The organism is Gemmatimonadaceae bacterium (genome assembly GCA_019637445.1).
Classification (GTDB): domain Bacteria; phylum Gemmatimonadota; class Gemmatimonadetes; order Gemmatimonadales; family Gemmatimonadaceae; genus Pseudogemmatithrix.
Genome location: JAHBVS010000003.1, coordinates 90,739 through 113,381, shown reverse-complemented (window position 1 = coordinate 113,381; position 22,643 = coordinate 90,739). Strand labels below are relative to the sequence as shown.

General features: G+C 68.2%; 24 protein-coding genes. 4 read left to right on the top strand and 20 right to left on the bottom strand.

The features are described 5' to 3' along the window. Window positions 1-23: 23 nt before the first annotated feature. The 14 genes from KF709_13475 to tilS form a co-directional block, all read right to left on the bottom strand. Window positions 24-386, bottom strand: a complete 363-nt coding sequence (locus KF709_13475) for a response regulator (protein MBX3175420.1) — start codon at window positions 384-386, stop codon at window positions 24-26. Window positions 387-431: 45 nt separating this feature from the next. Continuing rightward, the gene (locus KF709_13470) at window positions 432-803 is read right to left on the bottom strand and encodes a chemotaxis protein CheW (GenBank protein ID MBX3175419.1); all 372 of its coding nucleotides are present in this window, start codon (window positions 801-803) and stop codon (window positions 432-434) included. A 4-nt stretch (window positions 804-807) separates the two neighbouring features. After that, on the bottom strand, window positions 808-1,803 hold the full coding sequence (locus KF709_13465; protein MBX3175418.1) for an RluA family pseudouridine synthase: 996 nt from the start codon (window positions 1,801-1,803) through the stop codon (window positions 808-810). Between the two features lies 1 nt (window position 1,804). After that, the gene (lspA, locus tag KF709_13460; protein MBX3175417.1) at window positions 1,805-2,383 is read right to left on the bottom strand and encodes a signal peptidase II; all 579 of its coding nucleotides are present in this window, start codon (window positions 2,381-2,383) and stop codon (window positions 1,805-1,807) included. After that, on the bottom strand, window positions 2,370-2,792 hold the full coding sequence (locus tag KF709_13455; GenBank protein ID MBX3175416.1) for a TraR/DksA C4-type zinc finger protein: 423 nt from the start codon (window positions 2,790-2,792) through the stop codon (window positions 2,370-2,372). Before KF709_13455 ends, lspA begins: the two co-directional genes overlap by 14 nt. 1 nt (window position 2,793) lies before the next feature. Beyond that, complete coding sequence (gene ileS / locus KF709_13450) at window positions 2,794-6,099, bottom strand: isoleucine--tRNA ligase (protein ID MBX3175415.1); 3,306 nt, start codon at window positions 6,097-6,099, stop codon at window positions 2,794-2,796. Next, entirely contained in the window at window positions 6,096-6,917 is an 822-nt protein-coding gene (locus KF709_13445) for a purine-nucleoside phosphorylase (GenBank protein MBX3175414.1), read from the bottom strand. The genes ileS and KF709_13445 overlap by 4 nt, the downstream gene beginning before the upstream one ends. An 11-nt stretch (window positions 6,918-6,928) precedes the next feature. Further along, window positions 6,929-7,429, bottom strand: coding sequence for a DivIVA domain-containing protein (locus KF709_13440; protein MBX3175413.1), 501 nt, complete (start codon window positions 7,427-7,429; stop codon window positions 6,929-6,931). 5 nt (window positions 7,430-7,434) lie between these two features. Then, window positions 7,435-8,130 carry a YggS family pyridoxal phosphate-dependent enzyme gene (locus KF709_13435; GenBank protein ID MBX3175412.1) on the bottom strand — a complete coding sequence of 232 codons (696 nt, stop codon included), beginning with the start codon at window positions 8,128-8,130 and terminating at the stop codon, window positions 7,435-7,437. A gap of 76 nt (window positions 8,131-8,206) precedes the next feature. Continuing rightward, window positions 8,207-9,454, bottom strand: coding sequence for a hypothetical protein (locus tag KF709_13430; protein ID MBX3175411.1), 1,248 nt, complete (start codon window positions 9,452-9,454; stop codon window positions 8,207-8,209). A 128-nt stretch (window positions 9,455-9,582) separates the two neighbouring features. Beyond that, window positions 9,583-10,347: a diadenylate cyclase CdaA gene (gene cdaA / locus KF709_13425; protein ID MBX3175410.1), complete on the bottom strand. Its 765-nt coding sequence runs from the start codon at window positions 10,345-10,347 to the stop codon at window positions 9,583-9,585. 33 nt (window positions 10,348-10,380) lie between these two features. Then, window positions 10,381-12,354 carry an ATP-dependent zinc metalloprotease FtsH gene (gene ftsH / locus KF709_13420; protein MBX3175409.1) on the bottom strand — a complete coding sequence of 658 codons (1,974 nt, stop codon included), beginning with the start codon at window positions 12,352-12,354 and terminating at the stop codon, window positions 10,381-10,383. 6 nt (window positions 12,355-12,360) lie between these two features. Beyond that, window positions 12,361-12,870 carry a hypoxanthine phosphoribosyltransferase gene (hpt, locus tag KF709_13415; protein ID MBX3175408.1) on the bottom strand — a complete coding sequence of 170 codons (510 nt, stop codon included), beginning with the start codon at window positions 12,868-12,870 and terminating at the stop codon, window positions 12,361-12,363. Between the two features lie 47 nt (window positions 12,871-12,917). After that, window positions 12,918-13,901 carry a tRNA lysidine(34) synthetase TilS gene (gene tilS, locus KF709_13410; protein ID MBX3175407.1) on the bottom strand — a complete coding sequence of 328 codons (984 nt, stop codon included), beginning with the start codon at window positions 13,899-13,901 and terminating at the stop codon, window positions 12,918-12,920. A gap of 57 nt (window positions 13,902-13,958) precedes the next feature. Here tilS and KF709_13405 point away from each other — a divergent pair, with 57 nt between their 5' ends. From KF709_13405 to KF709_13390, 4 genes are all read left to right on the top strand, one after another. Beyond that, window positions 13,959-14,135 (top strand): hypothetical protein, encoded by a 177-nt coding sequence (locus KF709_13405; GenBank protein MBX3175406.1) that lies wholly within the window; start codon window positions 13,959-13,961, stop codon window positions 14,133-14,135. Between the two features lie 103 nt (window positions 14,136-14,238). Beyond that, window positions 14,239-14,808 (top strand): LemA family protein, encoded by a 570-nt coding sequence (locus tag KF709_13400; GenBank protein ID MBX3175405.1) that lies wholly within the window; start codon window positions 14,239-14,241, stop codon window positions 14,806-14,808. An 11-nt stretch (window positions 14,809-14,819) separates the two neighbouring features. Beyond that, a complete protein-coding gene (locus tag KF709_13395) occupies window positions 14,820-15,860 on the top strand; it encodes a M48 family metallopeptidase (protein MBX3175404.1) in 1,041 nt (346 codons plus the stop codon). A gap of 376 nt (window positions 15,861-16,236) precedes the next feature. Further along, entirely contained in the window at window positions 16,237-16,755 is a 519-nt protein-coding gene (locus tag KF709_13390) for a type 1 glutamine amidotransferase (protein ID MBX3175403.1), read from the top strand. Here KF709_13390 and KF709_13385 read toward each other — a convergent pair. The 6 genes from KF709_13385 to KF709_13360 form a co-directional block, all read right to left on the bottom strand. Next, the gene (locus KF709_13385; GenBank protein MBX3175402.1) at window positions 16,736-17,278 is read right to left on the bottom strand and encodes a hypothetical protein; all 543 of its coding nucleotides are present in this window, start codon (window positions 17,276-17,278) and stop codon (window positions 16,736-16,738) included. The genes KF709_13390 and KF709_13385 overlap by 20 nt on opposite strands. Continuing rightward, complete coding sequence (locus KF709_13380; protein MBX3175401.1) at window positions 17,275-17,664, bottom strand: hypothetical protein; 390 nt, start codon at window positions 17,662-17,664, stop codon at window positions 17,275-17,277. The genes KF709_13385 and KF709_13380 overlap by 4 nt, the downstream gene beginning before the upstream one ends. A gap of 83 nt (window positions 17,665-17,747) precedes the next feature. After that, complete coding sequence (locus KF709_13375) at window positions 17,748-20,558, bottom strand: hypothetical protein (GenBank protein ID MBX3175400.1); 2,811 nt, start codon at window positions 20,556-20,558, stop codon at window positions 17,748-17,750. Continuing rightward, window positions 20,555-21,046 (bottom strand): hypothetical protein, encoded by a 492-nt coding sequence (locus tag KF709_13370; protein MBX3175399.1) that lies wholly within the window; start codon window positions 21,044-21,046, stop codon window positions 20,555-20,557. Before KF709_13370 ends, KF709_13375 begins: the two co-directional genes overlap by 4 nt. Continuing rightward, on the bottom strand, window positions 21,043-21,888 hold the full coding sequence (locus KF709_13365; GenBank protein ID MBX3175398.1) for a hypothetical protein: 846 nt from the start codon (window positions 21,886-21,888) through the stop codon (window positions 21,043-21,045). Before KF709_13365 ends, KF709_13370 begins: the two co-directional genes overlap by 4 nt. Before the next feature lie 20 nt (window positions 21,889-21,908). Beyond that, window positions 21,909-22,460: a hypothetical protein gene (locus KF709_13360; GenBank protein ID MBX3175397.1), complete on the bottom strand. Its 552-nt coding sequence runs from the start codon at window positions 22,458-22,460 to the stop codon at window positions 21,909-21,911. Window positions 22,461-22,643: the final 183 nt, after the last annotated feature.

Genomic DNA, 22,643 nt, shown 5'->3' with positions numbered 1-22,643 from the left:
GGCGCGAGGTGGGGGCGACCCAATCACCCGAGGACGCGCTGCACGGCCTCGAGCACACGGCTCGGCTGGAACGGCTTCACGACGAAGTCCTTGGCGCCGGCCTGGATGGCCTCGACGACCAGCGACTGCTGCCCCATCGCGCTGCACATCAGCACCTTCGCGCCCGCGTCGAAGGCGGTAATCTCGCGCACGGCATCGATGCCCCCCATGTCGGGCATCACGATGTCCATCGTGACCAGGTCGGGACGTAGGGCCTTGTACTTCTCGACGGCCTGCCGGCCGGTCTCCGCCTCCCCGACAATCTCAAAGCCCGCCTGCGTGAGGATGTCGCCAACCATCGTCCGCATGAAGATCGCGTCGTCACAGATGAGCACCGTCGGAGCCACGAATCCCCCTCACTGCCGTTTGGGTAGGTGCCGGCGTGGCCGGCCTCAATGATCGTCGAGCACGTCGGACCCGAGGGCCGCGACGTCCACCGCTTCCTGCCCAGCCAAGGCCTGCACACCCAGCACCCGCGACACCCGAAGCCCGAAGCGGCGGCCCGCCTCCTCCACCACCACGACCGGTCCGTCCGTCCCCTCCGCCCCACGCAGGAGGCCGAGGTCCACCACCGTCAACACGCGTCCCCGCAGATTCAACAGTCCAGCACACCACGTCGGGGCACCGGGTAAGCGGGTCAGCAGCTTCAGCGACGCCACCTCGACCACGTGCGACATCGGGATGGCGAGCGTCTCCGCTCCCACCCGTACCTCTAGCGCACGCGGGCCTTGGTCGGCGTCCACTTCGGGTCCCGAAGACAGCACGAAATCAGTCGGTCGCTCTATAGAAGCCAAAGTACTCCAGCACATCGGGGTGGGCAAACAACGACGGGTCTTCGGCAGCCCGAGCCAAGGAGCGTCGCAGCTCCTCGGGCAGCGGGCATCGCAGGTCCAGCACGGCACCCGACACCGGGTGGGTAAAGACGAGCCAGGCTGCGTGAAGGAAATGCCGCCGCGGGGGCAGGTCGACGAGTCGCCGCCCCCCACCCCCGCCGTAGGTATCGTCACCCACCACCGGATGCCCCACCGCCGCCAGGTGCACACGAATCTGGTGCGTCCGACCGGTGTGCAGGTCGGCCCGCAGCAGGTCCGTGGCATCGAAGCGGGCGAGCCGAGTGAAGTCCGTCCGGGCGTTGCGTCCTTCCGGCCGCACCGCCATCCGCGTCCGGTCGTTGGGGTCGCGGGCGATTGGCTTGTCCACCGTCAGGCGGTCGGCGTCGAGGTGACCCCAGGACAGCACGGCATAGCGGCGCTTCACCGTGCGTGCGGCGATGGCGCGACTCATCACGCGGTGCGCGCGGTCGGTCTTGGCCACGACGAGCAGGCCGCTGGTCTCCTTGTCCAGGCGATGCACCAAGCCGGCCCGCTCCGGCCCGCCGCCCTCGGCGAGCCCCTGCCCGCGCCCCATCAGCGCGTTCACCAGCGTGCCACTCCAGTTGCCCGGCGCCGGATGCACCACCATGCCCGCGGGCTTGTCCACGACGACGATGTCCTCGTCCTCGTGCACCACACGCAGCGGGATCTGCTCGGGCACGATCTCCCGGCCCGGCGGCGGCACGATCTCGACGTCGATGCGCGCGCCAGCCTCCGGCCGGAAGCTCGCGCGCTCCACACGGCCGTCCACCTGCACCTTGCCCGTGGCGATGAGCGTCGCGGCCTGTGTGCGGGAGAGTCCGCCCAACTGCGCGACGAGCAGGTCAAGGCGCTCGGAACTGCCCGCGGGCACCGTCAGTGCGTGCCGCCCCGGCGGCAGCGGCTCGCCCATCTCAGCGACTCGGCGTCGGCTCGTGCCTGCCGGCCGTGGTGCCGTCGTCGAGACTCGCAGCGCCAGCGGCGGCCTCGGCCTGGGCGGCCTCAACGTCCTCACGCCACAACACGACGGCGAGGGTCAGCGCCCCGACGCTCACCGCGATGTCCGCCACGTTGAATGTCGGCCAACGCCAGGACCCGACGCCGATGTCGATGAAGTCCACCACGCCGCGTCCCGAGCGCAGGCGATCCACCAGATTACCGATCGCGCCGCCCGCAATGCTCGCCAACGCCAACACGCGGGCGCGAGCCGTCGGCGCGCTGCTGCGGTACAGCGACCACAACACCCAGAGCGCGACGATCGTGAGCGCAATGAAGATCCAGCGCGACCACGGACCCAGGTGCAGGCCGAACGCGGCGCCGCGATTGTAGGCCAGCGTCCACTGAAACCACTCGCCAAACACCGAGTGCGGGACGTGCGCCGGCGCTAGCCGATCGACCGCCACGAACTTCGTGAAGGCATCGGCGAGCACGATCGCGCCGACCATCCCGAGCACGGGAGCCGGCGCGAGCCCGCCCGGATCACTTCTTCCCATCTTCCTCACGCTGCTTGCAGTCGATGCAGTATCGCGCGTGCGGCAGCGCGTCGAGGCGGTCGAAGCCCACCTCGCCACCGCAGTTGTGGCACTTCCCGAACTCCTCAGGCGTGCGATACAGGCGGCGCAACGCCTGGTCCACGTGCCACAGGAAGCGCCCTTCCTTGGAGGCGAAGAGGAAGGCCTTCTCGCGCTCCATCGCGTCCGTGCCCTGGTCGGCCATATGGAATGAGTAGGCCGAGAGATCGCCATCGGCGCCCTGGGGCGTATTGCCGAAGGTTTCGTCGTAATGCCCGAGTTCCTTCAGCACGCGCCGCCGCTCCTCGAGCAGTCGCTTCTCGAAATACGCGATCTGCTTCTTGGGGAAGGGCTTGAACTTCTTCTCGGAACCGGGGGTCTTGTCCGCCATCTCAGGCTTCCTTGGAAAGGGCCACGCGCACGGCCGGACCGTCGAGGTCCACCTCGGCCTGCGCTTCCCACACACCCGCGGGCGCGGCGCCGACCACGGCAACCGAGACCGCAAGCACTTCCGCGCCGATCCACGCCGCGTGCGGCGTGAGCGCGTCCTGCACCTCCTGCGGGGCCACCACGGCGAGCCGGATCCGATCGCTCACCGCCAGCCCCGATTCCTTCCGCAGCCGCTGCACGCGGCTGACCACCTCGCGCGCCATACCCTCCGCGCGCAGCTCCGGCGTCACCGTCGGGTCCAGTGCGACACTGAGGCCGTCGCCCTGCTGCAGAACCAACGACGACGCGGCCTTGGCCGTGATGGTCACGCGCGCGGCATCGAGGGCGATCGCCCCGTGGCCCGGCACGTCCACCGTCACGGCATCACCCTGCTCGATGCGGCGCAGGTCCTCCTGCGACAGCGCCTCGACGACCGGCTTGGCCGCCTTCATCGCACCCCCGAGGATCTTGCCCAAGACCGGGAAGTTCGGCTTGCCCTCGAGGCGCACCCAGTCGGCCGCGGAGTCGGCGAAGCTCACCGTCTTCACGTTGAGCTCGGCGGCGACGATTGGCGCAATCACGCCATGCCACGCGGCGGCGACGTCGGGCGCCACACAGGTCAGCGTGCCCAAGGGCTGCCGCACCTTGATGCCGGCGGACTCGCGCGCCGAACGGCCCAGCGTGGCGAGTGTGCGCGCCGCGGACATGGCGCTGCGCAGCGCAGTCTGTTCCGCCAACTCAGCGTCTGATTTGGTCGACGGCGTCGAGCCGAAGTCGGCGAGGTGCACCGACGTTCCGGTGAGCTCGTGATGCATCCAATCCGAGATGAACGGCGAGAAGGGCGCCAGCAGGCGCGACACGCGCACGAGCACAGCATGCAGCGTGGCAAACGCAGCCCGATTGTCGTCCGACGCCACATCGTAGAAGCGCGCGCGGCTCAGGCGCACGTACCAGTTCGCCACGCCCTCGGTGACGAACTCCATCAGGATGCGCGCCGCCGAGGTGGCGTCGAACTGCTCGAGCGCCGCATCGACGCTCGCCTCGACCACCGCGACTTCCTCGAGCACCCAGCGGTCGAGCACGGGACGGTCCGCGACCGCCGGATCGCGATCACTCGGGCTCCAGCCGAAGTTCGCGTACTGCGCAAAGATGCCGCTGTACACGTTGCGCAAGGTCACGAGGAAACGCCCCGCGGTCTCGCGGATCACCGCCTCGTCGAACCGTCGCGGCACCCAGACCTGCGAACCCGCCATCAGGAACAACCGCACGGCGTCGGCGCCGTGCCGCTGCATCACCGCGTGCGGATCCACCGTGTTGCCGCGCGACTTCGACATCTTCTGCCCCTGCGCGTCGAGCACCAGGTCGTTGACGACGACCGCCCGATACGGCGCCGCACGCGTCCCATCGGGCTCGGCGACCGGAGCCGCTTCGTCGCGCACGTGGTTGTTCGGCAACGCGTCGCCCAGACCCGTTGCGATCGCCAGCAGCGAGTAGAACCAGCCACGCGTCTGGTCCACGCCCTCAGCAATGAAATCCGCGGGATAGTAGCGCTTCACCTGCTCCGCACTGCCCGGCTGCTGCGGGTAGCCCCACTGCGCGAACGGCATCGAGCCCGAGTCAAACCAGGTGTCGATCACCTCGTTCACGCGGCGCATCGTGCCCGTGCCGCTCGGCGCCGGCCAGCTGTACTGGTCGACGTGCGGCTTGTGCGGGTCGAAGTCCTCGGGCAACGCACGACCCACCTGCTCCGCCAACTCGGCGAACGAGCCAATCACCTGCACTTCCGTCGGGTCCGCGTCGTTCACCCACACCGGCAGCGGCGTGCCCCAATAGCGGTCGCGCGAGATCGCCCAGTCGATGTTGTTCTCCAGCCACGCCCCGAAGCGCCCGGACCCGATCTCCGCGGGATTCCAGTTCACCGCCGCATTGCGCGCCATCATGCGGTCCTTGAACGCCGTCGTGCGCACGAACCAGCTGCCGCGCGCGTAGTAGAGCAACGGCGTGCCGCAACGCCAGCAGTGCGGATACGAGTGCACGAAACGCTGCGCCTTCCACAGCGTGCCGTCGCGCTCCATCTGTTCGACGATCACCGGATCGGCATCCTTCACGAACTTGCCACCGACCACCGGCATCGTCGCCGGGAACTGTCCGCGCGCATCCACCGGATTCACGAAGGCCAGGCCGTGCCGCTGCCCCGCCGCGTAGTCGTCCGCGCCGAAGGCCGGCGCCATGTGCACCACGCCCGAGCCATCGTCCGCCGAGACAAACTCCTCGCCGACGATGACTTGGTTCGCGCCCTCCTCGGGATACTCGACCCACTCCAGCGGACGCTTGTAGCGCCAGCCGACGAGGTCCGAACCCTTGAGGGTGTTCACCGTCTCCCAGCGGTCACGGTAATCCGCGCCGAGCACGCCCGCGGCGCGCCCCTCGGCGAGAATGATGGTCCAGTCGCTGACGTTCTTCTTGCGCAACTCGAGGTAGGTCAGCTCCGGATGCACGGCCAACGCTACGTTCGACACCAGCGTCCACGGCGTCGTCGTCCACACAATGATTCGCCGCCGCACGGCGCCGGTTCTCCCTTCACCGTTCAGCGTTCCCCGTTCACCCTCCAGGTCCATCGCCACATAGACCGACGGATCCTCCACATCCTGATAGCCCTGCGCGAGCTCGTGCGAGCTCAGCGCCGTGCCACAGCGCGCGCAGTACGGCAGGATCTTGTGCCCCTGGTAGAGCAGTCCCTTCGTGTGCAGCGTCTTCAGCGCCCACCACACGCTCTCCACGTACGCATTGTGGTAGGTGACGTAGGGATCGTCGTAGTCGAGCCAGTAGCCCATGCGGGCGCTGAGCTGCTCCCAGTCACCCTTGTACTTCCACACGCTCTCGCGGCAGAGCCGGTTGAACTCCGCCACACCCACGCGTTCGATGTCCTGCTTGCCGCTGATTCCCAGCGACTTCTCGACCTCGATCTCGACCGGCAGGCCGTGCGTGTCCCAGCCTGCCTTCCTCGGCACGTGGAATCCCTTCATCGCGCGATGGCGGCAGAAGAGGTCCTTGAGCGTGCGCGAGAATACGTGGTGGATGCCCGGCCGACCGTTCGCCGTCGGCGGACCCTCGAAGAACACCCACGACGGCGCATCGGCGCGTTGGGCCTGCGCGGCCTCGAACACGCCGTCACGCGTCCAGCGATCCATTACCTCGCGCTCCAACGCGTCCGCGCCGAGATCGGCAGGGATGGGGCGGTAGCGCATCGTGGGCTCCGTGGCGGTCACAGGCGCTCCAGCACGCCGCGCACCAGCGCAGTCAGCTTGGGTTCCGCGACTGCCGCCACCGCGAGGATCTTCTCCAGCGAAGCCGCCTCCAGTGTTTCCGGCACACAAGCGTCGGTGATGATCGAGATGCCCAGCACGCGGAAGCCCGCCTGCACGGCGACGATCACCTCGGGCACGGTGCTCATCCCGACCACGTCCGCACGCATCGTACGCAGCATCGCGTACTCGGCGCGCGTCTCGAGGTTCGGCCCCATCACGGCAGCGTACACGCCTTCGCGCAACGTGATGCCCGCGCCACGCGCCACCTCCGAAGCCGTCGCGCGCAACGCGGCGTCATAGGGCGCGCTCATATCCGGAAAGCGGACGCCCCACTCCCGATGGTGCGGGCCGACCAGCGGATTGTCGCCGAGCAGGTTGATATGGTCGGCGATGCACATCAGGTCGCCCGGCGCCCAGTCGGCGCGGATGCCGCCGCAGGCGTTTGAGACCACCAGCACCTCCGCACCCAGTGCGCGCATGACGCGCACCGGGAAGGTCACCTGCTGCAGGGCGTAGCCTTCGTAGCGATGGAAACGTCCCTGCATCGCCACCACGCGGCGGCCGGCAAGCGTACCGAGCAGCAGGCGACCGGTGTGCGATTCCACGGTGGAGAGCGGGAATCCCGGGATGTCGCCGTAGGGGATGCTCGCTTCGACTTCGATGGCTTCGCCCAGCGCGCCAAGCCCCGTCCCGAGGATCACCGCCACCTCGGGCACGAGCGCCGATCGCGACCGAATGGCCGCGACCGCGGACTGCACCGCCTGGGGATCGAGCGCCATCGAAGCCACGGTCACGGCGACTCGCTGGCGCCCGGTGACGGAGCCTGCTCGAACGCCGCGACCTCGGCGAGGTGTCGCTCGGCCAGCGCCTTGAGCTGCGCGAGATACGCGCGACGCGTGCGTTCCAATTCCTTGAGCTCGCGCTGCAGCTCGGCGATCTCACCGCGCGCGCGCTCCTGCAGGCGCGAGGCCTGCGCCTCGGCTTCCTGGATGATCAGCGCCGCTTCGCGCTCCGCCTGGCCCTTCATCTCCTCACGCAGCAGCTGCGCGCTGACCAGGGCCTCGTTCAGGGCCTTGTCGCGTTCACGAAAATGCTTGAGCTGCTCGGCCAGCGCGCGGTTCTTGCCGTCGAGGTCCGCGTTCTCGTGGATCAACGACTCGAGCTCATCGGCCACCTGATCGCGGAAGTTGTCCACGCGCTGGCGGTCATAGCCTCGCATCGACGTGCCAAACTCAAACCGGCGGACATCCACCGGCGAGAGGCGGAACATGTCTTCGCCCTGATCGTCCATTTTGCTTAGCTCCTTGCGCCGAACAGCACGGTGCCGAGGCGGAGCAACGTGGCCCCTTCCTCGACGGCAATCTCGTAGTCCCCACTCATTCCCATCGAGAGCTCCTCGGCGGGAAGGCCTGCATCCTGCAACCGCTCGCGCGCTTCCCGTGCGCCGCGAAACACCCGTCGCAGCGTCGGCTCGTCCGCGTCGAACGGCGCCATCGTCATCACGCCCCGCACCCGAAGGCCGGACAGCTCCCGCAGGCGCGTCGCTGCTGCCTGCACATCCGCGAGCGCATAGCCACCCTTTGATTCCTCGCCGACGACATTCACCTGCATCAGCACGTCGAACACCCGCTCGCTGCGCATTGCCTGTTCCGACACCGCGTCCGCAAGGCGCGGTCGATCCAGCGCGTGCAGCAGGTCGAAGCGATCGAGCTGCTTGACCTTGTTCGTCTGCAGATGGCCGATGAGATGCCAGCGGATGCCCGACGGCATCGTGCCGGCCTCTCGGAGGGCAACCTGCTTGCCCACCGCTTCCTGCACCTTGTTCTCGCCGACATCGGCAATTCCCGCCGCCTCGGCTGCGAGCACCGCCTCGGCTCCGTGCGTCTTCGTCACGGCGATCAGGCGCACCGACTGCCCCTGCCCCCGTGCGCGCGCGGCGTCGATGCGCTGCCGCACCTCTGCCACGCGCTCGGCGAGACCCGAAAAACCCATAACAGTTGAAATTACCGGAGCTTACGCGGGCGCGAAAGCCTCGCGCCCACGCAATCGCGGCTCCACGCGAGGTGGCCTAGCGCAGTCCGGGATTCACACGGGCACGGACCACGGCCGCCAGCCCGTCCGCGTCGCGGGCGATGAACCACACCAGGTCGCCATCGGCCTCGATGAACGTGCTGCCCATCGGCAGCGCCACGCGACCGCGGAAGGACCCATCCGCGTCGAACACCTCGTACTCGGGCTGCTCACGGTAGCGCCGCGGGGGCGGCCGGTTCGGGCGCACCGGGTCGCGCTCTGCCTCCGGAATGAGCTCCGAGGCCGTGGCGACCCGCACCCAGTATCGTCCATCGCGCGCCACGAAGAGCGCGGCCACGGGCGGCTTCTCGGCGGGAATCGGTGGGCCGCGAAAGACCCAGCCCGGTTCAGTCTGGCGCATCGAGGCGGTGATACGCTCTTCCTCAAACGCCCGCTCATCGGCCGACACGGGGATGGCCGGTGCCTCGCGCTCGATGCGCAGCGCACGGTCGGGGCGCGAAACCTCGAGCACATAGCGCGCAGTGCTCACCGACACGAAGTGCCCGTCGGGATGCCACTGCCATTGGAACCGCGGGGAGTGGGTGGGCGAAGTCGACGAGGTGTTGCCATCGACGCGCGCCACGTAGACCACGCGTTCCCAGGGAAGGTCGGGCGGCACCAACGAGTCGCCCCACACACCACCGGGCTGCAGGCGCACCAAGCCCATCCGCCCGAGAATCTCCCCCTCGCGGGGCGGCGTGACCGGACGGTACAGGTACAGGGAGCCACTGCGATCGCTGCGCAACCCATTCGACGTACTGAAACCGGTCGGCACCACCCAACTCGAATCGAAGTTCCCGGACGGCGAGAAGAACGAGACGCGCCCATTTCCAGCGTCCCACTGCACGAAGCCCCCGTCCGCGCGCGCCACCATGCCGCCGTTGCGATTGAACTCGCCGGGCCCCGCGCCCTGGCGTCCAATGCGGCGCGTCAGCGCTCCGCCGGGCGCGAACTCCAGCACGCTGCGCCCCCCTTGGTCGAACACCAGCAGGCGGCCATCCGGCGTCACGTCGAACTCGAAGACGTCGGCAAACAGCGACGTATCGTCGGCCTCCGGTGCGATGCGCAGCTCCTCGACCAACTGCCGCACGCGTTCCGCCGGCACTTCCCCAGCGGTGCGCGCGACGACGGTGTCTGCACGCGTGGAGTCGAATACGGTCACAAGGGCTCGGGACGCAGCAGTGCCGCCTCCACAGGCCGTCAGGAGCAGGACGCCGAGCCAGCCGGCGAGCGATCGGAGAGTCATCGTCAGGCAGGGTGAGGGTTCACGCGGTGAGACACGCGCGCAGTCAAAATGGTTGGGCGAACGTCGGACATTAGACCACAACGCCCGCCGACGCCCCACCAGCGCGCAAGGTCGCGGACCCCTGCCCCTCAGACGGTCGCGTTCGCCTCGCGCGCCGCGAGGAATGTGCGCAACTCGCGCTCGCTGCCCATCCGGCGCAATTCGCCGCGCAACGCCACCGACACTTCCTCGCGCTCCTCACTGACGACGAGGATGACGGCATCCGTCTCCTCGGACAGCCCAAGCGCCGCCCGGTGCCGCGTGCCATAGCTGCGATCCAGCGGCGTCGCGGTCAGCGGCAGAATACAGCCCGCCCCGATCACACGGTCCGCGCGGACGACCACGGCGCCGTCGTGCAGCGCCGAGGATCGCGCGAACACCGCCGCGAGCAGGTCGGCGTGCACCTGCATCGACACCGCCGTGCCGCTCCCCACGAACGGCGCCAACGACACATCGCGCTCGATCGCGATGATGGCGCCGAGGCCGAGGCGCGAGAGGCGAAACGCCGTATCGGCGAGCACGGCGGCGGCATCGGTGTCCTCCTCGTCGCGCCTGAGCAGGAACCCCAGCCGCCGCTGCCCGAGGTTCGCCAGCGCCGCGCGCAGTTCCGGCTGGAAGATCACGATGGCGGCGAACGCGCCGTAAGTGAACGCCAGGCCGAGCAGCCACGTCAGCGTGGTGAGCCGCAGCACCCAGGCGGCCGCGTAGGCGAGCACCAGCACGACGATGCCCGCCAGCATCTGCAGCGCGCGCGTCCCGCTGATGAGCAGCAGGCCGCGGTAGAGGATGTATGCGACAAGCGCGACCTCGAGGAGGTCGCGCCAGCCGAACGTCAGGAAGCCCGTGGGATTCACGGTCGCCGCACCACGGTCACGTACGAACCCGCCTCAGGCCGGCGATGGCTCGGGCCCGCCCAAGAGCGGCGGCGGCACGCGCCGCGGCTCGGCGTCCGCCGCGGCCTTCGGCGGCGTCGGCAGGGCCGTGGGCGGATCGATGCGCGGCGGGAGTTCCTCACCACGCTCGAGGATCGCGATGTCCTCTCGCGAAAGCGTCTCGCGCTCAAGCAGCGCCGCCGCGATGCTGTCGAGCAGCGCGCGGTTGGTCGTCAGCGTGTCCATCGCGCGGTTGTAGGCCTCGTTGATCACGCGCGAGACCTCGTCGTCCACCTGCTGGGCCGTACGCTCGGACACCTGCCGGCGGCTGGTGAGCTCGCGGCCCAGGAAGACTTCCTGCTCGTTGTCGCCCACGAGGATCGGCCCAATGGCATCCGAGAGGCCCCACTGCGACACATAGCGCCGCGCGATACCCGTGGCCTGCTGGATGTCGCTGGCCGCGCCCGTGGTCACACGGTCGCGGCCAAAGACGATCTCCTCGGCGGTGCGTCCACCGTAGGCCATCACCAGGCGCGCCTCGAGCTGCTCGCGCGTCACCGACACGCGATCATCCTCGGGCAGCGTGAAGGCGAGGCCCAACGCACGGCCACGCGGCACGATGGTCACCTTGTGCAGCGGGTCGTTGCCCTTCACGCGAATCGCGCAGACGGCGTGCCCCGCCTCGTGATACGCGGTAAGGCGACGCTCCTCCTCCTTCATCACCAGCGACTTGCGCTCGGCGCCGAGCATGACGCGGTCCTTCGCGTCCTCGAAGTCGAGCATGTAGATGCGATCGTGGTTGCGACGCGCGGCAAGCAACGCCGCCTCGTTCACGAGGTTCGCGAGATCCGCGCCGGCCATGCCCGGCGTGCCACGCGCGAGGCGATGGATGTCCACGTCCTCGGCCAGCGGCTTGTTGCGGATGTGCACCTTGAGGATGCCCTCGCGACCCTTGAGGTCGGGGGCGTCCACGACGATCTGGCGGTCAAAGCGGCCCGGACGCAGCAGCGCCGGGTCGAGCACGTCGGGGCGGTTCGTCGCGGCAATCAGGATGACGCCGTCATTGGACTCGAAACCGTCCATCTCGACGAGCAGCTGGTTGAGCGTCTGCTCGCGCTCGTCGTGCCCACCACCGAGGCCGGCGCCGCGGTGGCGGCCGACCGCGTCGATCTCGTCAATGAAGATGATGCAGGGCGCGTTCGTCTTGCCCTGCTCGAAGAGGTCGCGCACGCGGCTGGCACCGACGCCGACAAACATCTCCACGAAGTCGGAGCCCGACATCGAGAAGAACGGACGTCCCGCCTCGCCGGCCACGGCCTTGGCGAGCAGCGTCTTGCCCGTGCCCGGCGGGCCGACCAACAGCGCGCCCTTGGGCAGGCGGCCACCGAGCTTGGTGAACTTGGCAGGGTCCTTCAGGAACTCAATGATCTCGCGCAGCTCGACCTTCGCCTCGTCGGCGCCCGCCACGTCGGCGAAGGTCACCTTGGGCGTGTCGCCGGAGAGCAGCTTGGCCTTCGACTTGCCGAACGAGAAGGCCTTGTTGCCGCCGGCCTGCATCTGCCGCAGCAGGAAGACCCAGATGCCGATGATGATGATCCAGGGCAGCATCTGCAGCAGCAGCGTGCCGATGCTGATGCGCGGATCCTCGGCGCCGATGCTCACGTTCTTGGCCCGCAGCCGCTCGACTTCGGCCTCGCTGTTGGCCACCGGCAGCTTGGTCGAGAAGCGCTTGGCCTCGCGGCCGTCGATGAGGACGCGGTTCTTGAACTCGCCCGTCACCTCGCGGCCGCCGACGATCGTCACCTTGGCGATGTTGTCGGCCGTGAGCTGCTGGTCGTAGAGCGAGTAGTCAATCTTCGGCGACTGCTCGTTGCGACCGGCCGTCATCTGGAAGAACACGAACGGCACGAGGATCGCGAGCACCCACAGCGACAGGGTGCGCGAGGCGCGTCCGAACCCACCGGGCTTTTGTTGCGGGGCGTTGGCCATGGCTACCTACTCGAGGCTGGCCACGAACGGGACGTGGCGGAAGTCTTCCGCGTGGTCCAGGCCGTAGCCGACAAGGAATTCGTGCGGCGCGTCGAATCCCACGAACTTCACGGGATGCGAGAGGTGCTCCGCGATGTGTTTGTGCAGCAGGGCGCAGATCTCAATCGACCGCGGCTTCCGCGCCCCAAGGATCTGGACAAGCTTCTGCAGCGTGCGACCGGAATCCACGATGTCCTCGACCAGCAGGATGTGCTTCCCTTCCAGCGAGGTCTCGGGGTCGTACACCAACTGGACATTGCCGGACGACACCGTCCCGGCGCCGTAGCTCGAGGCCACGAGAAAGTCCACGTGCAGCGGACGGCGAATCTCCCGCACGAGGTCCGCCAGGAACACGAAGCTGCCCTTCAGCAGACCCAGCACCAGCAGGTCACCGTCTGGATAGGAAGCGGTGATTTCAGCGCCCAGTTCCCGGACACGCTGCGCGATCGCCTGCTCGTCGAAGGCGATGCGCTTGATGGCGCGCCCTAGCAGGCGCGGGTCGGCGGACTTCGGGGCGGTCGTACTCACTGTGCATCAATATAGTTGGCGAGGGTCGCCGATGCCCGAATTACGAACGTGCGAGCGGTACGGCGAATCGTGGCGCCGCGGGAAAGCTGGACCTCCCCGCCTGGCTTCGACCGGGGAGCCCAGGCGCTCGCCCGCGCGATGCCGCGGCGGTCCATGACGACACCCACACGCGCCGCCAACTCCGGCCAGATCACACTCCACTCGTCGGCTCCGAGCGCCTGCACGCGGCTCGCCCACAGCACAAGCGCGCCGTCACCCGTGATCGTCGGTCCGATGCCGGAGTCCACCAGCGAGGCCAGCGCCGTCCGCCACGCCGCCGCGCGCACCGACAGGTCGGCGCACCAGGCGCCGAAGCCCGGCGCCGCGCGCTCGAGGGCCGGCAGGATGTCGTGCCGGACACGGTTGCGCTGGTACTTGCGATCGCGATTCGTCGGGTCGGTCACGTAGCGCAGACTGCGCGTCGTCGCGTAGTCTGCGATCACCGTCCCCGCCACGCCCAACAGCGGACGGAGCACCGTCGGAAGACCCGGCGCCACCACGACGGCGTTCATTCCCGCCAAGCCGCGTGCGCCCGCCCCACGCAGGATGCGCTGCACGACGGTCTCGACCTGGTCATCCGCCGTGTGTGCCGTGAGGATGGTCGCGTCGAGCTCCTCGGCCCATCCGCGCAGGAAGCGCCAGCGCAGGTGTCGCCACGAGGCCTCGCCCGGCGGTTCGGGCGCATCTACGGTGCCCGACACAACGGGCAGTTCCAGCTCGAGGCCGCGCCGTTCCACGAGCGAAGCCGCGCGCGTCGCCGCGCGCCCCGTGCCGTGATCAAACGTCGCCACCGCAGCGACCTCGTGGCCGCGCGCCGATGCCATCGCATCCAGCAGCACCATTGAATCGCGACCGCCGGACACGGCGAGCAGCCATCGGCCTGAGGGCAGCGCCGCGAGCGCGCCCTGCACCGCCGAAACCGCTTCACTTTGGCTAGGCACGTGGCTAAGATATCCGTCGGACGAACGCCTCACCCCGGCACCCCTCGGAGCGAAGACGTGGAACACAGCTTTGGCGGCCCCCTCGGCACCCTCATCGCAGGCCTCGGCATGGGCGCCTACTACGTTGGCCTGACGTGGATCAATATGCTGCTCGGCATTCTGCTCACGCCGCTGTTCCTGATTCCGCTCACCTGGGTGCAGGACGCGCTGGCCAAGAAGAAGGCCGGGAACTGACACCCTGACGCGCGCGCGCGCGTAGGTTACGGGGGGCGATACCGCGCGGTGTCGCCCCCCGCTTCGTTGGTGTCCGCGCACCCCCTCTCTCCAGGAGCTCGACGTGTTCCTGTTGATTGCGCTTGCTGTCATCGCCGTATGGGGCGTCATCGCCTACAACGGGCTCATCGCCCTCAGGAACCAGACCGCCAACGCGCTCAAGCAGATCGACGTGCAGTTGAAGCGCCGACATGACCTGATCCCGAACCTCGTCAGCGCCGTTCAGGGCGCGATGGACTTCGAGAAGGACACCCTGCAGGCCGTCGTCAGCGCGCGCAACTCCGCCGTCAAGGCCGCCGCCGGCCTCGATCCGCAGCACGTGCAAGCGTCCGCAGCGGCCGAGGCCCAGCTCACCGGCGCGCTCGGCCGGCTGCTCGCCGTGGTCGAGGCCTATCCTGACCTCAAGGCGACCGCGAACATGAAGTCGCTGCAGGAAGAACTGGCCTCGACCGAGAACAAGGTGTCGTTCGCGCGGCAGCTCTACAACGACACGGCCACGCTCTACAACACGCGGCAGCAGCAGTTCCCCACGAACCTCGTGGCGGGCTTTGCCAAGTGCGTGCCGGCCGAGCTCTGGGAGATCGAGGACGCCGCCGAGCGGGCGGTGCCCAAGGTCGAGTTCAAGCGTAGCTGAGGCCGCGGCGCGTGGCTGAGCCGCGCACGCTCAACCTCTTTGAGCAGCAGGCCTCCAACCGCCGCAAGTCCTGGGTGCTGGTTGGGGCGTTCCTGCTGTTCTTCCTCTGGCTCGGACTGGGCGGCGACCTGATTCTCTGGCTGTCGACGCAGGGAGCCGGCGCGACCGGCGGCTACCAGCATCGGGTGCCGTGGCTCGGCCTCGCGATGGGGGCGGTCGCGCTCTTCCTGGTCGGGGACGTCCTGCGCAACGGAGCCAAGAAGGTGCTCTGGACCACCGGGGCCCAACCGCTCGACGCGGCCAAGACCCCTGAGGAGCAGCAGCTCCTGAACGTGGTTGAGGAGATGTCGATCGCGGCCGGGCTGCCTCGCCCCAAAGTCTACGTGGTGCCGGATCCGGACCCCAACGCCTTTGTGACCGGGACGCGGCCGCTGGAAGCTCACCTGGCGGTCACCGCAGGCTTGCTCGGTGTGCTGGACCGCGATGAGCTGCAGGCAGTTGTGGCGCACGAGATGGGGCATGTCAAGAATGAAGACACCCGGCTGATGACCCTGATGGCCGGGATCGCGGGTGCCATTCTGTTGATCCGCGACGGCGTCGGCCGCGTGTTTCTCCGCGGGGGCCGAATTGGCGGCAGAGGGCGCGGCCGTGGCAACGGCGGAGGCGGAAACAACCCGCTGATTCTGCTCCTTGTGGCTGTCTGGGTCCTGAGTTGGCTGCTGGCACCACTGGTCACTCGCCTGCTCGCGATGGGGGTGAGCCGAAAGCGGGAGTATCTGGCGGACGCGATGGCGGCGCAGTTCACGCGGAACCCAGCCGCGTTGGCGTCAGCCTTGGACAAGATCGAGCAGCATCACGCGCCGACAAAGGCCATCTCGAGCGGCGTTGCGCATCTCTGCATTGCCGACCCAACTGGTCGGCTTTCAAATGATCGCGAGGGGCGAATCTGGGACCTGTTCGCTACGCACCCACCGATGCGGAACCGGGTGGCGAGGCTTCGGGCCATGGCGTTTCAGGCCGCGAAGCGAGCCGGTGACATTGCGCCGAGTTGACAGTCGTGCTGAGAACTCCTGAGGAGGTCGTCGAGTGTTGGCGCCTGGTCGAACCCTGGTGAGGAGTTGGCTTTGAAGAACTCTGCCCCAGCAACCCTCGATCGATACCTAGGTGACTTCGGCTCGTGGCACGCCTTGTAATTCATGCACGCCGCGCCGAAAGTGGATATCCGAATTTGTGATATTCTGGAGCGCAAAGACGTGGCGCACGATAGTATGCAGCGATCGATGCATACAGATTCGCACGTATGCAATTGATAGAATATCTAGATGACATTACATAACTGCGCTACTGAAATCGAGTTACATCACGCAACTAAAGCGTCTTATCGGAACATTGTCGCTTCGCGAGAGTTGTTCCACATTCGAGGCCGAGATGACCAAGACAATCGGTATTTTGGTTGGTCCTGATTATGAGGATCTCGAGGTTTGGTATCCGAAACTGCGACTTGAAGCAGCCGGATACTCGGCGCCGCTCCTGGGACCGGAAGGCGTCACCTTCAAGGGAAAGCACGGATACCCTGCCCCGGTCGAACTAGATGTCGGCATAGTGGATCCCGCCACTTTGGCCGGAATCCTAGCGCCGGGCGGTTGGGCACCCGATAAGCTGCGTCGCGATAACACGGTCTTGAATCTTGTGCGATCGGTGCATTCTGCCGGAGGCCTCGTGGCGACCATCTGCCACGGGCCCTGGGTGCTCATATCAGCCGGCATCGTGAAGGGCCGTCGAATGACGTCGACGGTAGGCATTCGGGACGACCTCAGGAACGCGGGAGCCCTATGGGTTGATCAGGCCGTCGTCGAAGACGCAAATATCCTGTCCAGCCGAGTCCCGAAGGACCTCCCCGCCTTTGGGGAGGCGATGATCAGTTGGCTCAGGGAGCGGTCAGGGTGATCCGGACAGGGATCGTGTAGCTGCCGGCGCGGTCGAGCGCAAAGTTGTACGACACGCGAAGGTGCAGCGGGACCGAGGCCCCGCCCGTGGCAGACCCCGACTGGACGGTGACGAGCCCCGTGGTCACGCCCGTGAAGGCCCCAGCCGCCGACAGGCCCCACTGCAGGTCCGCCACCGGCTTGTTCTGCCGCGCGCTCCCCGGCGTGGCGGACCACACCGTGGCAGTGGATGAAATCGAGACACTCCAGCCCGAGTTCGCCCGCACCGTGAGTGGCACCGACACTGGGACGCCAAAGGTCGTCTGGAGCTCGGTCGTCGACGGCGTCGGCAGCGGCAACGTGCCCGTCGCGGCGACGAGGCGCGCGTTGCGGGTAATGGTGATGAACAGCGAGCGAGTGGCGTCGCCGGTCACGATGCACTCGTTGATGTAGTTCAGCGTGCAACTCTGAGCGACGGCGGTCCGTCCGCCGCCGGCGAGCAGCGTCGCCAGAACTCCCAGCCAGAGCGGCGCGAACCGCCTCACGGCGTCGCTCCGCGGACGGCGCGAAACGTCCCGCTCAGGCCCCCAACCGCCTGGATCCAGGTGCCCGCAATCGTGTCGGCCACGATGCGGCCGATAAACCGGCGCGGATTGCCTCCTATCTGCACGTCGAAGTCCACATCCTCCACCGTCGCGACGATGCCGGCGAGCGTCCCGCCGGCCACGGTCACGCCCCCGAAACCATCGCGCTCCTCCCACTGCGCCGTACCGAATATCTCACCACGATGCTGCGTGGTGATGCTGATCTCTCCGACGATTTGGAGGGATGGGCTCGACTGCGCTCCGCTCAGGGCCCACTCGCCCCTCAGATCGTGGGCATCGCCGTCGAGCGGGCCCGTGAGCAGGCCACAGGCGCCGGCCGGCAGCACGGCGGCCAGGGTCGCGAACCTGAGTGACCTTCCCCAGCCACGAGACCGTCCGCCGCGGGTCGGCCCGCCACGTCGCGACACCCTCACCGGCTGCTCTCCGCGCCGCTGCCGGTATGGCCTCCCCGCCCACTACCGCGCGTGCCGCCGCGTCCACCGGTGCCGCCGCGGCTAGGCGGCTGGATGATGCGCACCGCGCGACCACGGAGGTGCACGGTGTGAGCACGTGTGCTTCCGGCCACCACCTGCGCCGACTCGCCCTCTGCCACGCGAAGCGGCTCGGTCAGCCGCGAGAGATCCGCCTGGACGCCGTAGCGACCGGCGGGGATGTTCTCGAACCGGTACTCGCCGTTCGGGGTGGCGCGCCCCAGCCACTCGCGACCATCGCGATCGACCAGCCACACGCTGGCTTCCGACAGGTCGACCTCCGGGCGGCGGCCGTCCTCGTCGGCATCCACCACGAGGCGCAGCGTCACGCCACCAGTCGCCACCAACGGCACGTCCAGGCGCTCGTCCACCCCCGCCGCGGCGCCGGGGTGCACCAACCAGCCAGAGGGCAGCGTCGCGACGTCCACGCGAACGCGACCACGCACGCCGCGCGGAAGCGTGTAGCGGCCGTCGCGGTCGGTCGAGATGCGGAGGTCCCCGTGGATGACCCGCACACCGCCGACCCCAGGCTCGTCCGCATCGCGCTGCCCGTTACCATTGTGATCCTCGAAGACGACGCCCTGATAGCCGCTGCGCTTCGGCGTGAACACGGACGCTGATGCGGTGACGCGCATCGCAACCGCCCATCCGGCGTTGCCATTGCGGTCCAGGAAGAACGGGTTGCGCTCGACGCTCGACTCCAGCTCAAGGCCCATCGGCAGCGGTGTCGACGCCCCGACGCGCCAGCTCACCAACGTCGGCGTGTACTCTGCGTTGAGCAGTTGCATCTCCGCCGTGCCGCGCAACGGGAAGCTACCGACCAGCAGCGTGGCGCTGGAGAAGCGACCGAAGATGGACGTGACGTTCGTCGGCTGTCCGGCACCGGCGCCGGTCACGAGGCGGCTGCCGCCGAACGACACTTGGCCGACCTGCAGCCACGACCGCGAGGCCGACAGCTGGATGCCCTTCTGGAGCACGCGCACGTCGTTGGTCGCACCGCTGGAAAGTTCGGTGCTGCGGCCCACGATGCCCAGTTGCAGTGAGGAGTTCAGCGTCCACTCGTGCCAGCGCTGCGCGGCGCCGAGGGAACTCAGCAGGTTGGACGACCCGAAAGACCCCCCGCTCGCCGACGGCGCGCGACCCCCGAACGTGGAGACGCTGCCGTTGAACGTGAACGAGGTCGCAGGTCGCCACTGATAGAGCTGCCCCAGCCCGAGCACGAAGGAGCGCACTTGGAGCCCCGACGGTGCGTCGTCCTTCATCGTGCGCAGCGTGCCGGTGGACCGCCACCTGTCGCTGAACTCGTGCGTCGCTTCCACATCGAAGTTCTGGGTGCCGATCGCGAAGGCGGCGCTGCCACCCGGTGCGTACCCATATGAGGCGCGAACCCTGCCCGAGCCGTAGTCGCGCGCTCCTTCGAGACGGTAGCCCAGCCCAAGCCCATCGGCGGTACCACGAAGCGCCAGCGAGGAGTTGAGGCGCGTGCCGTCGTTCAGGGTGCGTCCAAGATCGACGCCCAACGCCGACAGCCTGCGGTCGTAGCCGCCACCAAAGCTTTCGCGACGGATGGAGGCGGTCACGCCAAGGTCACCGAGGTTCGTCGGCATCCACATGCCGGCGCCGACGTGCGAGCCGGTGGCGCTGCCCCGCAGGCCGGACCGGCCGGCGAACGCGCGCATCGACAGGTCTCCGAGGCGGGCCTGCCCGGACATACCCTCGGCGATGGCCAGCACGCCCGTCAGCGGCGCGAGATCCGCCGTCACCAGTCCGGCATCTGCGCTCCACGTCTCGGCCGTCACGGACGCCTGGAACGGATTCCCGAGGCCACCGACCGAGGCAAGTGCGATCGTCTCGAGCCCCGAGCGGCGCTGCGGCGGCAGAAGTTGGGCCCGGACGTGCACGCCCTCGGCTATATTGCCTTCGGCGCGCATTCCCACCGTCAGGCCCGACCCCACGCTACTCGCGGTGAGCACCGTCATCGGACGCAGGGTCAGCGAGCCTTCTTGCACCTCGTGGCGCGCGTCGACGTGCAGTGCCGTCACCGCCGTCGGCGCCAGCAACGAGTCGTTGTCCGGCCGAAGGAGATTGGCCGCCGCGTAGTACTCACCGCGATTCGAGCCAATCGGCACGCGCACGGTCACGCGGAGCTCAGCCGACGCGAACGGGTCGACGGACACCGTCAGCGTATCGATGATCCGAGACCGCCACCCCGACGGCACGCGCGACTCCAGGAGCAGGACCTCGGGAGCGTTGCCCTCGTTGTGGACGCGGTACAGGAGGTCGAGGCGGTCACCGGGCATCAGGTTCCCGTACACTTTCGGCGCGTCGACCCGGAGTTCGCTCACCGTGGGCACGCGCAGCACCAGCGGGACGACGACCTCGCGCCCGCTGCCGTCCGCAAAGATCACGTCGGCCACGTCGATCAAGCCGGTCTTGGCATTCGAGGGGACGCGGACGGTCAAGAGGATCGGCCGCCAGAGGCCGGTGCCCTGGTGGCGCACGACCGCGCCCTCGCGGCGCCCGAGCACCTCGGCTCCGCCCTTCACGTCGACGCTGAAGGTCAGCGAGTCCGCCGACTGCAGGTCGCTGGGCACCTCGATGGCCACGCTCACCAAGGCGCGCGGCACGCCCGAGATAGACACCGGCGCGGTGCGCACCCGGTCGTCCGGCTCGCCAGCGGTTGCGGCCGCTAGCTGCGTCGCCACGAGGAGGCCCAACAGTGCCAGTGATCGCGGGAATCGTGCGCTCATGGGGCCGTCACCACGAGCTGGAAGTCAATCGGAAACTGCAGGGAGACCACAGGAGGCGTGGTCGCCCAGTTCAACAGGTAGCGCCACTGCAGCGTCTGGCTCCAAGGGTCGTTGGTGCCATTGTAGTATGCTGTGCGCGTCTCGATGGTGACAAACGCCGTGGAAAGCGAGTTCCACGTCGACAGGTCCGCGCGGCGCCACTGCACCTGCGCCACAGACGCCGGGCAGGGCGCGCCGCAGCGCACCTGCACCGTGGTCACCCGCGGATTGAAGTTGCCAAAGAAGTTCAGGATCAGGTTGACCGTGAACGAGGTGTTGCCGAAGAGGATAGACCCGCTGTCGAAGTTGTCTGGCGTGGTGCCGGTCACCGTGAGCGGGAATCCAGCCACGCTCATCGACGTAAACGTCAGCCCCTGCGCGCCGGCGCCCGTCGATGCGAGCGTCGCGAGCAGGCCGAAGGCCCCCAGGAAGCGGCGGGCAATCCTCACGGGATGCTGAACTCCACTTGCGCCGCGAGAATCTCGCTGGCGCCGTAGTCGAGCAGAACGATGGCAGCGTACCGGCCCGTCGCCAGTTCGGGCAGCCGCACGATCACGTCGCGAAACGCACCCGGCGTGATGTACGCCTCCGGTCCCTCGATTTCCCGAAGGAGCGAGGCGCGCTCCGTGCGCAGCTCGAGCTTGGTCCGGACCTGCAGGTGCGAGGTGCCCGTATTGGAGAAGCGTACCACGAGCTCGCGGACCAACGCGGAGTCGCCTGCCGCGCCGATCTCCCAGCGCTCCTCGACGTCCGCGTAGTCGATGGCGCCGTTCGACACCTCACCGGCGCGATGGATGTACAGCTTGACGCCCGTCAAGACCGTCAGCGTGACCGCGGCGCCCTCGACGCGTTGCACCAAGCTCGGCGGCTTCACGGCTTCCAGCAGGATGATGGACCAGCAGCCCGGATCTTCCGCACCGCGCGGGGCGTAGCTCACGCGCAGGTATTGCGTGCTGCGCGGCGGCAGCTGCAGGGCCAGCGGAAACACCTCGAGGCGCCCACCGCAGCTCGACGGCTGCGTGCCGAGGGAGTCGTACAGGTTGTTGCCCAGGGAGTCGCGGATCCAGTCCTTCACTTCGATCCGCAGCTGCTGGAGGGTATCCGACTCGCTCCGGACCTGGATGACTTGGGTCAGCGAGTCGCGGCCGAGGACGATGTGCTCCTCGAGCCGGAGGACGGTGAACTGGGCAGGAACCGTCCGAATCGGGGCGGCGAACCCGGCCGCCCCCAACGCGAGCCAGAGCAGCGCGCGAAGGGGGAAGCCAAGGTTCACCCGAATCCGTCCCGTCACGGGTCGCAGGTCGCGGACCCTTACGGGGCCGTGATGGTGAGCGTCAGCGGGATGGTGTACGAGCCCGCCGAGAGGTTGCCCACGAAGTCACTCGGGTCGAACGTCGACTCGAGGCACAGGTTGGCGCCGGTGCCGTTGGTCGCCGCCGAGCCGGCCGCGATGAACGTCTGCGTCGCGCCAGAGAAGGCCGTGAAGCCACCGGCCGTGCAGGCGCCCGACTGGAACTTGTAGCCGTGCGCACCCAAGGGACGGCTGCCGCCGGCGATGGCGCCCGCGGCGATGTCCACGCCGTAGGTCGTGTTGCTACGAAGCGTCAACGGAGCAGCCGTGACCGTGGTCACCGGCGTGCCAGCCGTCAGGAAGGCCGCCCAGTCCGCCGGCGTCGACAGCGCGATGTCGCCGGCTGCCGTGATGTTGATGAACGCCAGCGACGGGATCGTAAGCGTGGCGTTGCGGTTGATGAAGCAGCTGGTCGCAGGCGCAATCACGGTGCAACCCTGGGCCTCGACGATCGCGGGCGCCGCCAGCAGCAGCGCACCAACCGCGAGGGAACGAACGAACGAACGGGACATCTGTGCTCTCCTTTGAGAGTGGGGTGAACTGACAAGCGAACTGCCAACGAGTGACGACCGGTCAACGACCCGGTCACGAACTTGACAGCGTCAACGAACTGACCTGTCACGCGGCGAAGTATTGGGTGCCTCGGCCCACCACACAACACCCCGCATCACATTGTGATGTGTTGGTATACAACG

Coding starts and splice junctions, on each gene's coding strand:
- KF709_13465 (MBX3175418.1), bottom strand. CDS start 1,803: ATGGGCGAGCCGCTGCCGCCGGGGCGGCACGCACTGACGGTGCCCGCG.
- lspA (MBX3175417.1), bottom strand. CDS start 2,383: ATGGGAAGAAGTGATCCGGGCGGGCTCGCGCCGGCTCCCGTGCTCGGG.
- KF709_13455 (MBX3175416.1), bottom strand. CDS start 2,792: ATGGCGGACAAGACCCCCGGTTCCGAGAAGAAGTTCAAGCCCTTCCCC.
- KF709_13445 (MBX3175414.1), bottom strand. CDS start 6,917: ATGGCGCTCGATCCCCAGGCGGTGCAGTCCGCGGTCGCGGCCATTCGG.
- KF709_13440 (MBX3175413.1), bottom strand. CDS start 7,429: ATGGACGATCAGGGCGAAGACATGTTCCGCCTCTCGCCGGTGGATGTC.
- KF709_13435 (MBX3175412.1), bottom strand. CDS start 8,130: ATGGGTTTTTCGGGTCTCGCCGAGCGCGTGGCAGAGGTGCGGCAGCGC.
- KF709_13430 (MBX3175411.1), bottom strand. CDS start 9,454: ATGACTCTCCGATCGCTCGCCGGCTGGCTCGGCGTCCTGCTCCTGACG.
- ftsH (MBX3175409.1), bottom strand. CDS start 12,354: ATGGCCAACGCCCCGCAACAAAAGCCCGGTGGGTTCGGACGCGCCTCG.
- KF709_13390 (MBX3175403.1), top strand. CDS start 16,237: ATGACCAAGACAATCGGTATTTTGGTTGGTCCTGATTATGAGGATCTC.
- KF709_13375 (MBX3175400.1), bottom strand. CDS start 20,558: ATGAGCGCACGATTCCCGCGATCACTGGCACTGTTGGGCCTCCTCGTG.
- KF709_13360 (MBX3175397.1), bottom strand. CDS start 22,460: ATGTCCCGTTCGTTCGTTCGTTCCCTCGCGGTTGGTGCGCTGCTGCTG.